Consider the following 17,010-nt stretch of genomic DNA (forward strand, 5'->3'; position numbering starts at 1 on the left):
AAAAATCATGGCAACAGTAAATGTTTATTTAACTTTTAATGGCAATACCGAAGAAGCATTCAATTTCTACAAATCAGTATTTGGTGGTGAATTTGATTATATTGGAAAATTTAAAGATATGCCACCAGCAGAAGATTGTCCCCCGCCAAGTACAGAAGAAGGCGAACGTATTATGCATGTAAGTTTACCAATAAGTAAAGAAACGGTTTTAATGGGAAGCGACAGTACTTCATTTAGTGGAGATGTTACTTTTGGGAACAATTTTTCAGTTTCAATAAATGCAACTAGTAAAGAAGAAGCCAATCGATTATTCAAGGGTTTGTCTGAGGGAGGAAAAATTATAATGCCAATGGACAACACCTTTTGGGGCGCTTATTTTGGTATGTTTACGGATCAATTTGGGGTGAATTGGATGGTTAATTTTGATGAATTTCCAAAATAGTTTTCAATAGTGGATTAATTTTGGCACAGTAATTGGAAAACCATTTTACATAACCCCAAAATTGAATATTATGAAAACGCTAAATTTCAAAAAGAGTACTTTAATAGGAGTATTGGTATTAGGATTTTTATTTTTAATCCCACAAGATATATTTTCGCAAGGTCCTCCACCATGGGCTCCAGCTCATGGATATAGAGCCAAAACAAGACATATCTACTTTCCTGACCAAAACTTTTATTACGATGTAGAACGAAGTGTTTATTTTTATTTAGACAATGGTGGTTGGTCAATTTCAGCTAGTTTACCTGGAATATATGCCAATGTTAACCTAGGGCGTTCTAGACAAGTACAACTAGAAATAGGCGGACATACTCCTTATGTATACAATGAGGTTCATGTTGTTGAATACAGAAGACATAATAATTACGACCATTGCCATGACCATTGTCACCACCACTATAGCCATCATAATCATCATAAGAAATACAAAAAAGGAAAACATAAAAAACATTAAAAAAGAAAAGCCTGAGTAAAACTCAGGCTTTTCTTTTTATAAAATTGTATCCAATATTAAATACCAGCTATTTGCTTAATTTCACCTACAAAACGCTCTGCTAGCACATCAGCTTCTTTCTGAGTAGGTGCTTCTGTATAAATACGAATAATAGGCTCTGTGTTTGATTTACGCAAGTGTACCCACTCTGTTGGGAAATCAATTTTCACTCCATCAATAGTAGAAATATTTTCATTTGCATATTTTTCAGTCATTGTTTTTAAAATTGCATCAACATCAATTTGTGGCGTCAATTCAATTTTATTTTTACTCATAAAGTATTGCGGATAACTTGCACGCAATTGCGCAACCGTCATATCTAAATTTGCCAAATGTGTTAAAAACAACGCTACTCCTACCAAACTATCTCTACCATAATGGCTCTCTGGATAAATAATTCCTCCGTTTCCTTCTCCTCCTATAATAGCATTTGTTTCTTTCATTAACGTTACTACGTTTACTTCACCTACAGCGCTCGCTTGGTATGATCCACTATGTTTTTCTGTAATATCGCGTAAAGCACGAGAAGACGACATATTAGAAACCGTATTACCCGGCGTTTTACCTAACACATAATCCGCAACAGCTACCAAAGTGTATTCTTCTCCAAACATTTCACCATCATTTGAAATAAAGGCCAAACGGTCAACATCAGGATCGACAACAATACCAAAATCAGCTTTTTCTTCCACTACCAACTTACAGATATCACCCAAATGCTCTTTTAAAGGTTCAGGATTGTGAGGAAAATGCCCGTTTGGTTCGCAATATAACTCTACAACTTCAACACCCATTTGCTCCAACAACTTAGGAATAATAATCCCTCCAGATGAATTAACACCATCTACAACTACTTTAAATTTTCGTTTTGCTACAGCTTCCGCATCTACTAAAGATAAATTTAAAACTTCATCGATATGAATATCCATATAGGCATCATTTTCGGTTATAGTTCCCAAAGAATCTACATCCGAAAAACTAAAATCTTCTGCTTCTGCAATCTCAAGAATTCTTGCGCCATCCGCTCCATTTAAAAACTCTCCTCTTGCATTTAACAACTTTAATGCATTCCATTGTTTAGGATTATGAGAAGCTGTTAAAATAATACCTCCATCAGCTTGTTCCAAAGGTACAGCAACCTCAACTGTAGGTGTAGTTGACAACCCTAAATCAATAACATCAATTCCTAACCCGATTAAAGTGTTCACTACTAAATTATGAATCATAGGTCCGGAAATACGCGCATCACGTCCTATACAAACTTTTAATTTATCTTTTTGTAAAGTATTTTTCAGGAAAGTACCATATGCAGATGCAAACTTAACCGCATCTACTGGTGTTAAATTATCGCCTACATTACCTCCAATAGTTCCTCTAATCCCTGAAATTGATTTTATTAAGGTCATTCTTATTATGAATTATGAGTTATTAATTTTAAATTGCAAACAAATATACTAATTGACCTTTTAAATAAAAGGTTCCCATTCAAAAAATATCGATGAACTTTTTAGCACACATATACCTTTCTGGCGACCAAGATTTGGTTAAAATTGGCAATTTTATGGCCGACGGTATTCGTGGCAATAGTTATTTGAAATTTCCAAAAGAAATTCAAAAGGGAATACTGCTCCATCGGGAAATTGACACTTATACCGATGCACACCCTATTTGGCGAGAAAGTAAACATCGTCTTCATAATCGATATGGGCACTATTCAGGGGTAATTATTGATATTTTTTACGATCATTTCTTAGCCAAAAACTGGAGCAACTATTCAAACATACCTTTAGAGGATTATGTTTCTCATTTTTATAGTATTTTAGAATCGAATTATGATTATTTAAGCGAGAAAACAAAAAAAATTATGCCTGCAATGATGCAACAGAATTGGCTTGTAAGTTATGCGTCAATTGAAGGCATCAGTAGGATTTTGTATCAAATGGATTACCGAACGCAATTTCGATCTAAGATGCAGTATTCCGTAGAAGAATTACAGGAATTTTATCTCGATTTTGATACGGAATTTACACTCTTTTTTAAAGATTTGGAAAAAAACGTACAACAATTTACGTTTAAAGATTAGTTTGTTTTTCATTTAAGAAGTAACTTCGCAAAAAATAATTTAGCTAAAAAAATGTCTTCAAAAAAATCTAATCAAACTTTACGGTTTATCAACAAAACCTTCAAGCGATTAGAGCGTTTTCTTTTCATTTTAAAATCGCTTTTAACCCCAAGACAGTTTATTTATTTATCGTGTGTTTTAGTAGGTATTTCCTCTGCGCTGGCGGTAATCGTGCTTAAAACATTTGCACACTGGGTATATAAATTTGCACAATATATTGACAGTTATCTTCATTTACCATACAGTAATAGTACATTTCCTATTATTGGTATTCTCTTAACGGTATTAATTGTAAAAAAAATTCTAGGAGGATCTATACAAAAAGGAACATCTCATATCATGTATGCGGTAGCTAAAAAAGGGGGAATTATGCCGGTCAAACAAATGTACTCTCAAATTATTACCAGCTCATTTACTGTTGGTATGGGAGGAAGTGCCGGACTTGAGTCACCTATTACGGTTACTGGAGCTGCATTTGGAAGTAACTTTGCTCAAAATTACCGATTAAGTCACAAAGACAGGACACTATTATTAGCCTGTGGAGTTGCTGCAGGTATTGCTGCTGCCTTTAACGCCCCTATTGCGGGTGTTTTATTTGCAATCGAAGTAGTGCTTACTGAAATCAGTATTACAGCTTTTATTCCTATTATGATTAGTGCCGCTACTGGTGCTTTAGTTTCAGCAATTGTTTTGAATGAAGATATTCTTTTAACTTTTCAAAGGGGTGAAGCTTTTGATTACCAAAACATACCACTTTATATTGTTTTAGGGCTTTTATCAGGTTTAATTTCTATCAATTATGCTAGAACATTTAGGAAAATAGAACATTTTTTAGGTAGTTCCAAATTAGGTGATTACAAAAAAGCTTTATATGGTGCTGGTATATTGGCTTTATTAATTTTCTTTTTTCCAACGCTTTTTGGTGAAGGATACGAAAGCATTAAAATTTTAGCCAACGAACATCCCGAAAAAATTCTTGAGAACACCCTGTTAAGTGATTACAAAGACAATCAATGGATACTACTTTTATTTGTAGGTTTAACCATGTTAATCAAAGTATATGCGACTGGTTTAACATTGGGTTCAGGAGGAAACGGTGGTAACTTTGCTCCTTCCCTATTTGTAGGTTCATATTTAGGCTTTGTTTTGGCAAAATTTTCTAATCTTATCGGACTCACCGATAATTTATCCGTAAGTAACTTTACCTTAGTTGGAATGGCTGGAATTTTAAGTGGCCTGTTTCATGCACCTTTAACCGCAATTTTCCTTATTGCAGAGATTACAGGGGGTTATAATCTTATGGTACCGCTAATGATTGTTTCATCTGTTAGTTTTGCTATTTCAAAACGATTTGAACCCTATTCGTTCGACATTAAAGATTTAGCCGACAAAGGTGATGTATATACCAACGACAAAGACAAGAATATCTTAAATTCATTAGAAACTTCTCAGTTTATCCAAACGGAATACAAAGCCATTACCTCTTCAAAATCTCTAGAAGATTTATTGGAAAAAATCCAGCAGACCGATCTTTCAATTTTTCCAGTTTTAGATGAAAAACAACACTTAATTGGTTTAATAAACTTAGACGAAATCCGCCCGATTATTTTCTCTGCTTTTAAAGTAAAATATACAACTACAGAAGAGATAATGCAACCTCCAAAGGAAATCATTTTTTACGATGAAACTTTGGAAACTATAATGGACAAGTTTGAATCATCACATACCAATCAATTACCGGTTCTTAAAAATGGGATTTTCATTGGGTTTATCACCAAAGCACATGTTTTGGAAAAATACCGTGAAAAACTAAAAGCAATGATTATCGAATAATTATAACCTAAAAACATGCAAACGATACATACTTCCGATTTTAAATTTTCAATGCCGTTGAACATCCGTTGGAATGATCTTGACCCGTTAAACCATGTAAACAATGTATATTATTTTGAATATTTTCAAATAGGTCGCGGCTATTATATGCCTACAGCATGCCCTCAATGGGACTGGAATAAGCATATGTTTGTAATTGCACACATAGAATGTGATTATTTTAAAGAATTGAAACTACTAGCAAAAGAACCAACTATAAAAATCAGAACCGCTTCATTAGGTTCGAAAAGTTTTGAAATTGAGTATTTGATTACTAGTTTGGATCAGGAAAATCATGAAATCATTCATGCCAAAGGAAAAAGTGTACAAGTTTTAATTGATACTTCTTTAGGCAAATCAATTGAAATTCCTGAATGGATGCGAGAAGCAATTATAAGTTATGAGCCAGCATTGGAATAAAAAAAAAGCGAAGTATATACTTCGCTCTTTTCTATATAGAAAGTCCAAAAACTTATTTAAACTTAGAATTTACAATTCATATTAAAATTTAGCACATTAGCATTTAAAGTAACAAACTTGTATCTTTGCATTTTGCCAAAAAACTATGCACAACTCAGAAGATACAATTGAAATTATAGGTGCTCGTGCCCATAATTTAAAAAATATAGATGTTACCATTCCACGTGAGAAATTAGTTGTAATAACTGGTTTATCAGGTTCTGGAAAGTCGTCTTTGGCTTTTGACACTATATATGCCGAAGGTCAACGCCGATATATTGAAACTTTTTCAGCATATGCGCGTCAATTTCTTGGTGGTTTAGAACGTCCCGATGTGGATAAAATTGATGGTTTGTCCCCTGTGATTGCTATTGAACAAAAAACAACTAGTAAAAGTCCGCGTTCAACTGTAGGAACTATTACAGAAATATACGATTTCTTACGTTTATTGTTTGCGCGCGCTGGAGATGCCTATAGTTACAATACAGGTGAGAAAATGGTTTCGTATTCTGACGAACAAATAAAAGAGCTTATTACTTCTGATTTTCTTGGTAAAAAAATCAACATTTTAGCCCCTGTTATTCGTTCGCGTAAAGGACATTATCGCGAACTTTTTGATCAAATTGCCAAACAAGGCTTTTTAAAAGTTCGTGTGGATGGTAAAATTCGCGATTTGGATCTTGGAATGAAAGTAGACCGATACAAAACCCATGATATTGAAATTGTTATCGATCGAATTTTGGTAAAGGATGATGAAGATTCACAAAAACGATTGAGCGAAAGTATCCAAACAGCCATGTACCATGGAGAAGATATTTTGATGGTGATTGAACAAGATTCGGATGAGTTACGTTATTTCAGTAGAAATTTAATGTGCCCTTCAACAGGTATTTCATATCCAAATCCAGAACCCAATAACTTCTCGTTCAACTCACCAAAAGGAGCTTGCCCACACTGTAATGGACTTGGAACCATTAACGAGATTAATCTAAATAAAATCATTCCCAACCCTAAACTATCCATTAAATCGGGTGGTTTAGCACCATTAGGTGACTATAAAAATTCTTGGATATTTAAACAACTTGAAATTATTGCGCAAAAGTTTGATTTCAAATTAACCGATGCCATTGAGACTCTCCCGAAGGAAGCAATGGAAATGATTTTAAATGGTGGAAATGAAAAATTTTCAGTAGTTTCAAAAGTAATGGGAATTACAAAAGATTACAAAATTGATTTTGAAGGAATTTCTAACTTCATCAAAAATCAATACGATGAAGGTGGAACGGCTTCAATTAAGCGTTGGGCTAAAGAATTCATGGATGAAAACACCTGTCCAGAATGCGAAGGAACACGTTTGCGTAAAGAGGCCTTGTACTTTAAAATTAATGGTAAAAACATTGGGAGCCTTGCCCAAATGGATGTTGCCGAGCTAGCAAATTGGTTTGATAATTTAAACGACCATTTATCAGAAAAACAAAAAACAATAGCAACAGAAGTAGTAAAAGAGATTTCGGCTCGTATCCGTTTCTTGCTAGACGTAGGCTTGGATTATCTATCGTTAAACAGAAGCTCAAAATCACTTTCTGGTGGTGAAGCTCAACGTATCCGATTGGCTACACAAATCGGTTCACAGCTTGTTGGTGTACTGTATATTTTAGACGAACCGAGTATCGGTTTACACCAAAGAGATAACGAACGTTTGATTAAATCATTGGAAAATCTACGCGATATTGGAAATTCTGTTATTGTAGTAGAACATGATAAAGACATGATTGAACGCGCCGACCATGTCATTGATATAGGCCCGAAAGCGGGTCGATTTGGCGGAAATATCATTAGCGAAGGAACGCCAAAGGAAATTTTATCACACAACACTATTACTGCTAAGTACTTGAGTGGACAGATGAAAATTGAAGTCCCTTCAGAGCGAAGAGCAGGTAATGGCAAGGTTTTAAAACTTACGGGAGCATCTGGTAACAATTTAAAAAATGTAAGTGTTGAATTTCCACTTGGAAAATTAATTTGCGTTTCAGGAGTCTCTGGTAGTGGTAAATCGACATTAATAAATGAGACCCTATACCCTATTTTAAATACTCATTTTTTTAATGCCGTTAAAAAGCCTCAACCGTATAAAAAAATAGAAGGTTTAGAACATATTGATAAAGTAATTGATATTGACCAAAGCCCAATCGGAAGAACACCACGTAGTAATCCTGCAACCTATACCGATGTCTTTTCGGAAATAAGAAGTTTATTTACCCAAACTCCAGAAGCTCAAATTAGAGGTTATAAACCGGGACGTTTCAGTTTTAATGTAAAAGGTGGACGCTGCGAAACTTGTGAAGGTTCAGGAGTACGTACTATTGAAATGAGTTTCTTACCTGATGTATATGTAGAGTGTGAAACTTGTCAAGGAAAGCGTTTCAACAGAGAAACTTTGGAAATTCGATACAAAGGAAAGTCAATATCCGATGTATTAAACATGACAGTTGATGAGGCGGTTGAGTTTTTTGAAAACATTCCAAAAATATATCGCAAAGTAAAAACCATTCAAGATGTAGGTCTGGGCTATATTACACTTGGACAACAAAGTACTACCCTTTCGGGAGGTGAAGCTCAACGTGTAAAATTAGCTACTGAATTATCAAAAAAAGACACTGGAAATACTTTCTACATCCTTGACGAGCCTACAACAGGACTGCACTTTGAGGACATTCGAGTATTAATGGATGTTATTCAAAAACTTGTCGATAAAGGAAATACTGTTTTAATTATCGAACACAATTTAGATGTGGTAAAACTAGCCGATTATATTATTGATATTGGATATGAAGGTGGAAAAGGTGGCGGACAAGTGGTAGCAATTGGGACACCGGAAGAAGTCGCTAAAAATAAAAAGAGTTATACCGCTCAGTTTTTGAAAAAAGAGCTATCTTAGTCATTATTGAAGATAATAAAAGAGCATTTTGATTATGGCAATAGAGCATTTTGAGAACGAAGACCACAGAATTCAAGAAAAATTCAAACAAAAAACATGGAATGAGATACGTACCAACGACTCTTGGGCAATCTTTAAAATCATGTCTGAATTTGTAAACGGTTATGAATCTATGGGACGCATTGGTCCTTGTGTAACCATATTTGGTTCTGCTCGTACTAAACCGGATAACAAATACTATACATTAGCAGAAAGAATTGCTTATAAAATAAGTAAAGCAGGTTACGGAGTTATTACTGGCGGCGGGCCTGGTATTATGGAAGCTGGAAATAAGGGTGCTCATTTTGGAGGCGGTACTTCTGTAGGCTTAAATATTGAATTACCTTTTGAGCAACATTTCAACCCGTATATTGATCGCGATAAAAACTTGAATTTTGACTATTTTTTTGTACGCAAGGTAATGTTTGTCAAATATTCGCAAGGTTTTGTAGTCATGCCTGGTGGTTTTGGTACCCTTGACGAATTATTTGAAGCTATTACTCTTATTCAAACCAAAAAAATTGCAAAATTCCCAATCATACTTGTAGGTAGCGAATTTTGGTCTGGTCTTATGGATTGGATTCAAACAGTCCTTCTGGAAAAATTCAGCAACATTAGTCCCGAAGACTTAAAATTGTTCAAAATAGTCGACAACGAAGATGAAGTTCTGGAAACCCTCGATACTTTCTACAAAAAATACAATTTATCACCCAATTTTTAAGACTACAAGCGACTTTCGAGTCGCTTTTTTACTCCTAATGATTAATTTGGGATAAAAAATTTTGACCTGTTTAAAAATTCAAATAGCATTTTGTTATACCTAACTTTTTAGTATACTTGTAACTTATATAAAGCCACAAATTGAAACTAAAATTTACATTATCCATAGTAGTATTTCTGTTATTGAATTGCTTTAGCTATTCGCAACATAAAATACGAGCAAAAGTCAAATTCAATGAAAACGATAACACTTTTGTGGTATTACAAGAAATAGAATACAATAATAGTAGTCCTGACACACTTCAACATATTGTTTTAAACGATTGGAACAATGCTTTTTCATCTAAAAATTCTGCATTAGCTAAACGCTTCTCCGATGAATACAATCGTTCCTTCCATTTAGCAAAAGATAAAGACAGAGGAAAAACGAGTTTAAAAAATGTTAGCAATAATCATTTTGAGACTTTAACTTGGAAACGTTTTGAAAACCATGTCGATTTAATTGAAATTGATTTACAACATCCATTACCCCCTAAGGAAAGTGTAACCATTCATTTGAGTTATTTGCTTCAAATACCTGATCAGCGATTTACAAAATATGGCAGACATGATAACGGCAAAATATATTTAAAAGATTGGTTACTAACACCAAGTGTTTACCTCAATAAATCATTCATTAAATATAGTAATGAAAATATAGACGATATCACCAATGCATTAATGAATGCTAGTGTAACTTTTGAGAATATCTCAAATTTTAATATCGCGTCCAACTTAAATATTTTCAAAGACAATCAGAATTACACCTTAACTGGAAATAACCTAAACAATATCACTGTGGTTCTGAACCCCGAAAAAGAATTCACTAGTTATAAAAATGATATCATTGAAGTTAGTTCTAGCATTAGAACCAAAAGACTAAATGAATTTCAAGAAGCCTTAGTAATTGACAAAATCACCCGATTTGTTTCAGAGAAACTTGGATCGAGTTATGTAAATAAGATTTTGGTTGCAAACGAAGATTATGAACGTCAGCCTTTCTACGGTCTTAATCAGTTGCCAGCATTTATGAGTCCATATCCAGATGAATTAATGTATGAATTGAAATTCTTGAAAACGTATTTGAACGCCTTTTTAAAAGCTAACTTACAAATTAATAATCGAAGAGATTATTGGATTACTGATGGTATACAAGTTTATACGATGATGGCTTTCATTGATGAATTCTATCCTGATTTAAAAATGACAGGAAACTTGGCGAGTTTCAAATTATTAAAATCATACAACTTTATTAACATCGACTTTAACCAACAGTACAATTATTTGTATATGTTAATGGCGCGAAAAAATTTGGATCAACCACTTGCGGCTCCAAAAAATGATTTGATAAAATTCAACGAACAAATCTCTAATAAATACAAAGCGGGACTTAGTTTTAATTATTTGGATAACTATCTAGAAAATCAAATTGTTACGAGTTCGATAGTGGAATTTATCCAACTCAATAATGATTTCTTTACAACCCGTTACGATTTAGAGATGATTTTAAAATGTAAAACCAATAAAAATATTGATTGGTTTTTTGATGAATTAGTAAACTCACGTAACATCATTGATTACAAATTCGGAAAAGTAAAAAAACTAAAAGAAAAGGATAGCATCAGTGTTACAATTCGCAATACCACTTCAACGAATGTACCCATTTCGTTTTATGAATTAAAAAACGACAGTGTAGTGTACAAAAAATGGATTGAAAATGTAACAACCGACACTACGATAGTTGTCCCAAGAAACGGTTCCGATAAGCTTACATTAAACTATTTTAACGAAATTCCAGAATACAATTTACGAAACAACTGGAAGTCGTTAAAAGGTTTTTTCTTTAACAACCGCCCCTTAAAACTTAATTTTTATAAAGATTTAGAGGAGCCATATTACAATCAATTGTTTTATGTTCCTGAATTTGAATACAACTTATACGATGGATTAGCTTTAGGAGTTCGTTTGAATAACAAGTCAATGCTCAACAAGCCATTTACTTTTAGCGTTACCCCATTTTACTCTCCCAATACACAAAAAATAGTAGGTAAAGCCTCTTTTGTTTATGACCATAATGTGCGAGAAGAAGGTAAACTTTACCGAATACGATACGTGATGAGTGGTAGTCAATTTCACTATGCTCCTGACGCAAAGTATACCAATTTAAGTCCTACAGTCCAATTTTTCTTTCGAGATAAGAAATTCCGTTCCAATAAAAACGAGTTTATTCAACTCAAACAGCTTTATATTGACCGCGACAAATCACCCTATATTTCAGATAAAAACACAGAAAACTATACCGTTTTCAATGCAAAATACGGAAATTTTCAATCGGAGGGCACGAAACATTTTAGTCTCTTAAACGATTTACAAGTTGCTAATTCATTTGGTAAAATTTCTTCCGAAATCCACTATCGTAAACTCTTTGAAAACAACCGTCAAATCACTTTGCGTTTTTTTGGTGGAGCATTCTTATACCGTAGTACCAATTCAGAATATTTCAGTTTTGGTTTGGATCGCCCAACAGACTATATGTTTGAACAAGGTTTATTGGGAAGAAGTGAAGAAACAGGGTTATACAGCCAACAATATGTTTACGCCGAAGGTGGTTTCAAATCAAAACTTGACCATCGTTATGCCAACCAATGGATTACAACTATAAATGGAGCTGTAAACGTGTGGAATTGGATTCAAGTTTATGGTGATATAGGACTTATCAAATCAAACTACAGTAGCGCTGATTTTGTTTACGACTCGGGTATTCATTTAAACTTGGTTCCCGACTATTTTGAACTTTTCTTACCAGTATATTCCTCAAATGGTTTTGAACTTAACGATCCTAATTATTCGCAAAAAATTCGATTTGTAATCACATTATCCCCTAAAACGCTTATTTCGCTTTTCACTAGAAAATGGTTATAAATTATATTTTCCTCAATTTTATTAAACAATCCACAATATAAAATTAAAAAAACAGTTAATCAATAATCTTTTATTGACAAAAACATTGAATTATTAATAATAATTCAATTTTCATATTTGTAACACTTGTATCGTAAGGGCTATTTAATTACATTTGTAACAATTCAATTTTTTTTAAAATCATGGGTAAGTTGAGCACAAAAGAAACGTTGTCATTTGAAGATTTCAAAAAAGAAGTTTTAAACGATTATAAAATTGCTACTGTTAGTAGAGAATGTAGTTTATTAGGCCGTAAAGAGGTACTAACAGGTAAAGCCAAATTTGGTATTTTCGGAGACGGAAAAGAAGTACCGCAATTAGCTATGGCAAAAGCGTTTAAAAACGGTGATTTCCGTTCGGGATATTACCGTGATCAAACCTTTATGATGGCTATCGGTGCTATGAACATTGAACAGTTTTTCGCTGGATTGTATGGACATACTGATTTGAATTTTGACCCAATGAGCGGTGGTCGCCAAATGGGTGGACACTTTGCTACACACAGTTTGGACGAAAATGGAAATTGGAAAAACTTAACAGAACAAAAAAATTCAAGTGCTGATATATCTCCTACTGCTGGTCAAATGCCGCGTTTATTAGGATTAGCACAAGCTTCAAAAATTTACCGAAATGTAAAAGGTTTAGAAAACCACACACAATTTTCAATAAGTGGAAATGAAGTAGCATGGGGAACTATTGGTAATGCCTCTACTTCTGAAGGTTTATTTTTTGAAACTATAAATGCTGCAGGTGTTTTACAAGTACCTATGGTGATGAGTGTTTGGGATGATGAATACGGAATTTCGGTTCACGCTCGTTACCAAACAACAAAAGAAAATATCTCGGAAATTTTAAAAGGTTTCCAACGTGATGAAGAAAATAATGGTTACGAAATATTACGTGTTAAAGGTTGGGATTACCCAGCTTTAGTAGACACTTATCAAAAAGCTGCAGAAATTGCTCGTACAGAGCATGTACCTGTTTTAGTACACGTAAACGAATTAACACAACCTCAAGGTCACTCAACTTCTGGAAGTCACGAGCGTTATAAAAACAAGGAACGTTTGGCTTGGGAAGCAGAATTCGATTGTTTAGCGCAGATGAAATTATGGATGATTGCCAACAATATTGCCACTGAGGAAGAATTAAACGATATTGATGCAGCTTCTAAAAAAGAAGTTTTAGAAGGAAAAAGATCTGCTTGGGCTGCCTTTACAGCTCCTTTTAAAGCAGAACAACAAGAATTAGTGAATGTTTTGAATACTATTGCAGCTTCAAGCGCAAATAAAGTATTTATTGAAAAACATGCTAATGATTTAGCTGCAATCAAAGAACCAATCCGTAAAGACATTATCACAACAGCACGTAAAGTATTACGTATGATCATTGGTGAAAGTGGACAAGCACAATTGGCTACTTGGATAACAGACTATACAGCAAAAACACAACCTAAATTCAGTTCTCATCTGTTTTCACAATCAGACAAAACTGTATATTCAGTTCAAGAGGTAAAAGCTACTTATGATGAAACCGCTGAAGAAGTTGATGCACGTTTGGTTTTGCGTGATAATTTTGATGCAATTTTCGCCAAACATCCTGAAACCTTAATTTTTGGAGAAGATTCTGGAAACATTGGAGATGTTAACCAAGGACTAGAAGGAATGCAAGAGAAATACGGTGAATTCCGTGTAGCAGATGCAGGAATCCGTGAGGCTACAATTTTAGGTCAAGGTATTGGTATGGCAATGCGTGGTTTACGCCCTATTGCTGAAATCCAGTATTTGGATTACCTATTGTATGCTATCCAAATTATGAGCGATGACTTGGCAACTTTACAATACAGAACTAGTGGTCGTCAAAAAGCTCCACTAATCATCAGAACACGTGGTCACCGTTTAGAAGGCGTTTGGCATTCAGGTTCTCCTATGGGAATGATTATCAATGCTATTCGTGGTATTCATGTTTTAGTACCAAGAAACATGACCAAAGCAGCTGGATTCTACAACACTTTATTAGAAACAGACGAGCCTGCTTTAATTGTAGAATGTTTGAATGGATACCGTTTAAAAGAAAAAATGCCAACTAACTTAGGTGAATTTAAAACCCCTATTGGCGTTGTTGAAACTATAAAAGAAGGAACCGATATTACTATAGTATCTTATGGTTCTACATTACGTTTGGTTGAACAAGCAGCAAAAGAGTTAGAATCTGTAGGTATTAGTGCTGAGATTATTGATATTCAATCACTTTTACCTTTTGATATCAATCATGATATCGTTAAATCGGTAGCTAAAACAAATCGTTTATTAGTTATTGACGAGGATGTTCCTGGGGGTGCTAGTGCATACATTTTACAAGAGATCATTGAAAATCAAAATGCATACCGTCATTTAGATAGCGAACCTCAAACGTTAGCTGCTAAAGCACACCGTCCGGCTTATGGTACTGATGGGGATTATTTCTCAAAACCAAGTATTGAAGATATTTTTGAAAAAGTATATGCTATTATGAATGAAGCAAATCCTGCCAAATTCCCTAGTTTATACTAAAACTCAATAAAATTGATATTAAAAAAAGAGGCTTAAAGCCTCTTTTTTGTTTTGTAAAAAATTGAATTTTGTAAAAGATATAAATACATTTTAATTGCAGGTTTCAGTAAAACAACAATTTGTAAAGCAATTTTTACCATATTTCACATTAACGTGTGTTTTTTTATTAAATTTATGATGCTTAATGCTCTTTTCGCATTGATGGATTTATAAAAACAATACTAATTTGTGAATTAATTTAATGTAATACTTCATTATTATGAATACATCCTCAAAACAAAAACAACATCGGTATTTTATTATATCCTTATTCATTTTAGCTTTATTATTATTATTAATTGTCATTAAAGAATTTATAATTCCTATTCTAATGGCTATGTTACTAGCAGGATTATTTCATCCGTATTATCAAAAGTTCCTTGTCCTTACAAAAGGTAAACAATCCCTATCCTCTGCCCTAGTCATTTTAATGTTTTTGCTGGTAATTGTTATCCCTTCTTTTTTTATGGTGGCTGAAATAATTCACCAAGCAAGTTATGTTTCTGGAAAAATATTTCCTTTTATAGAAACCCAATTTTTAGCTACAGGAAAAACACATAATAGCTTACCAAAATGGCTCCCTTTTAAAGAAGAACTAGTACCTTATACTGAAGAAATATTTTCTAAGTTATCCAATTTAATAGAAAGCATAACAAGTATTATCATTAGCAGTTTAAGTAGTTTGACTCAAGGAACGTTAGTATTTTTCTTTAATTTCTTTGTTACACTTTATGCTATGCATTATTTTTTAACCGATGGAAAAAGTTTACTCGAAAAAGTTCCTAATTACCTACCTATAACCCATCAAGAGTTTCGTAAAATCACCACACAAGCTGTTTCCATTTCAAAAGCTACTTTAAAAGGCGCATTCTTAATAGGTATTATACAAGGTTCACTTGTTGGCGTTGCTTTTGCAGTAATAGGTATACCTGGTGCTGTTTTTTGGGGAGCAGTATCAGCTTTGTTCTCATTAATACCAAGTGTAGGTACTGCAATAGTTTATGTGCCAGTTGCTATTTACCTTTTGATAACTCATCAAATTACAGCTGGAGTAGGACTTTTAATATGGGGCTTTGGTATTGTAAGTTCTGTAGATAATGTATTAAGACCTTACTTTGTTGGCAAAGACACCCAAATACCTGATATTTTAGTTTTGATAAGTACTTTGGGAGGTATTGGTCTGTTTGGTATTACGGGTATTATCGTTGGACCTGTAATTGTAGGACTCTTTATGACAATAGCCAAAATATACAAAGCATCCAATTGATTCTAAATCAATAAGAATAGAGTAAACAAACATTATATTTTTATTGTAAATTTGTATTACCCCTCTACAAAACAACCTCATTAACAATTATTTAATCCGTAAAAAAATAAAATTATGGGAAGAACATCGCAAACAATTTTAGGTGTTATGGTTGGGGCAGCCATAGGTACTGTTGTGGGTATTTTGTTAGCACCTGAAAAAGGAGAAGATACACGCAAGAAAATTTTAGACAATGCAAATGCCTTTAAAGACAAAGTAAAGCACGACATTGATGAAATTAGCAAAAAAGTATCAAGTGAAATCAACACTAAAAAAGCTACTTTGGAAGAAGAACTAGAATCGGTTATATCAGATACTAGTTATAAAGCTGAAGATCTCATTAGTTCGCTTGAAAAAAAATTAGCAGAATTAAAAGCTAAAAACAAAAAATACCAAAAGTAAAAAAGACAGACTATGCAAATATTTGATTCTATAAACGAAAGTGCTGATAAAGCTGCTGAATCTAGTGAACAATATTTAAAAGCCACTCAAAATTACGTTAAACTAAAGGTATTTGAACAACTTACAATTTCTTTAAGTTTACTTGGCAAAATTCTATTACTCGGAAGTTTGTTTTCAATTGGCGCTTTCTTCTTAGCTATTTCAGTAGCCTTAGCTTTAGGCGACTTATTAAACAATACAGCATTAGGCTATCTTGTTGTGGGAGCAATATTTTTTATTCTCACCTACGTTGCCTATACCAAAAGACATTTGATTAGCACTAAAATTATTCAAACCATGTCAACTAAATTCTTTGAATAATATGAAGCCAAAATACAATTCCCTAGAAGAAATACAGCGTGATTTAAAGCGTTATAAACTTGAACAACAAATTGCGCTGGAGGAGCTAAAAAGTGTTAAGGGAGAAATTAAGGAGCAACTTAACCCAACTCGAATTGTAAAAAATACTTTTGAAAAATATTCGAGTTGGTATGCAATTTTTAGTTTTTTGAAAAAAATATTTTAATTTC

Annotated in this window: 14 protein-coding genes; 13 read left to right on the top strand and 1 reads right to left on the bottom strand. The window is 33.5% G+C overall.

Annotated features, from left to right (window positions below; genetic code table 11):
- Positions 1-7 precede the first annotated feature (7 nt).
- Entirely contained in the window at positions 8-442 is a 435-nt protein-coding gene (locus ACFS5J_RS04295; RefSeq protein ID WP_379810789.1) for a VOC family protein, read from the top strand.
- A gap of 70 nt (positions 443-512) precedes the next feature.
- Entirely contained in the window at positions 513-956 is a 444-nt protein-coding gene (locus tag ACFS5J_RS04300) for a hypothetical protein (RefSeq protein ID WP_379810790.1), read from the top strand.
- A 56-nt stretch (positions 957-1,012) separates the two neighbouring features.
- Here the strand turns inward: ACFS5J_RS04300 and glmM are convergent, their stop codons facing one another.
- Positions 1,013-2,401 (bottom strand): phosphoglucosamine mutase, encoded by a 1,389-nt coding sequence (gene glmM, locus ACFS5J_RS04305; protein WP_379810791.1) that lies wholly within the window; start codon positions 2,399-2,401, stop codon positions 1,013-1,015.
- Positions 2,402-2,493: 92 nt separating this feature from the next.
- On the opposite strand from glmM, the gene ACFS5J_RS04310 reads away from it, so the two are divergent.
- The 11 genes from ACFS5J_RS04310 to ACFS5J_RS04360 all read left to right on the top strand — a co-directional run bounded on the left by ACFS5J_RS04310 (position 2,494) and on the right by ACFS5J_RS04360 (position 17,006).
- On the top strand, positions 2,494-3,078 hold the full coding sequence (locus tag ACFS5J_RS04310; RefSeq protein WP_379810792.1) for an acyl carrier protein phosphodiesterase: 585 nt from the start codon (positions 2,494-2,496) through the stop codon (positions 3,076-3,078).
- Positions 3,079-3,129: 51 nt separating this feature from the next.
- Entirely contained in the window at positions 3,130-4,950 is a 1,821-nt protein-coding gene (locus tag ACFS5J_RS04315) for a chloride channel protein (protein WP_379810793.1), read from the top strand.
- 15 nt (positions 4,951-4,965) lie between these two features.
- A complete protein-coding gene (locus tag ACFS5J_RS04320) occupies positions 4,966-5,409 on the top strand; it encodes an acyl-CoA thioesterase (protein WP_379810794.1) in 444 nt (147 codons plus the stop codon).
- Between the two features lie 145 nt (positions 5,410-5,554).
- A complete protein-coding gene (gene uvrA, locus ACFS5J_RS04325; RefSeq protein ID WP_379810796.1) occupies positions 5,555-8,386 on the top strand; it encodes an excinuclease ABC subunit UvrA in 2,832 nt (943 codons plus the stop codon).
- Positions 8,387-8,420: 34 nt separating this feature from the next.
- On the top strand, positions 8,421-9,146 hold the full coding sequence (locus ACFS5J_RS04330) for an LOG family protein (protein WP_379810798.1): 726 nt from the start codon (positions 8,421-8,423) through the stop codon (positions 9,144-9,146).
- Positions 9,147-9,286: 140 nt separating this feature from the next.
- Positions 9,287-12,106 carry an aminopeptidase gene (locus ACFS5J_RS04335; RefSeq protein ID WP_379810799.1) on the top strand — a complete coding sequence of 940 codons (2,820 nt, stop codon included), beginning with the start codon at positions 9,287-9,289 and terminating at the stop codon, positions 12,104-12,106.
- A gap of 191 nt (positions 12,107-12,297) precedes the next feature.
- On the top strand, positions 12,298-14,694 hold the full coding sequence (locus ACFS5J_RS04340; RefSeq protein ID WP_379810801.1) for an alpha-ketoacid dehydrogenase subunit alpha/beta: 2,397 nt from the start codon (positions 12,298-12,300) through the stop codon (positions 14,692-14,694).
- A gap of 259 nt (positions 14,695-14,953) precedes the next feature.
- Positions 14,954-16,000 carry an AI-2E family transporter gene (locus ACFS5J_RS04345; RefSeq protein ID WP_379810802.1) on the top strand — a complete coding sequence of 349 codons (1,047 nt, stop codon included), beginning with the start codon at positions 14,954-14,956 and terminating at the stop codon, positions 15,998-16,000.
- A gap of 114 nt (positions 16,001-16,114) precedes the next feature.
- Positions 16,115-16,441 carry a YtxH domain-containing protein gene (locus tag ACFS5J_RS04350; RefSeq protein WP_379810803.1) on the top strand — a complete coding sequence of 109 codons (327 nt, stop codon included), beginning with the start codon at positions 16,115-16,117 and terminating at the stop codon, positions 16,439-16,441.
- Between the two features lie 12 nt (positions 16,442-16,453).
- Positions 16,454-16,801 (top strand): hypothetical protein, encoded by a 348-nt coding sequence (locus tag ACFS5J_RS04355; protein ID WP_379810804.1) that lies wholly within the window; start codon positions 16,454-16,456, stop codon positions 16,799-16,801.
- Position 16,802: 1 nt separating this feature from the next.
- Positions 16,803-17,006: a DUF6327 family protein gene (locus ACFS5J_RS04360; RefSeq protein WP_379810805.1), complete on the top strand. Its 204-nt coding sequence runs from the start codon at positions 16,803-16,805 to the stop codon at positions 17,004-17,006.
- Positions 17,007-17,010: the final 4 nt, after the last annotated feature.

The organism is Flavobacterium chuncheonense, assembly GCF_042686145.1.
Lineage (GTDB): Bacteria > Bacteroidota > Bacteroidia > Flavobacteriales > Flavobacteriaceae > Flavobacterium > Flavobacterium chuncheonense.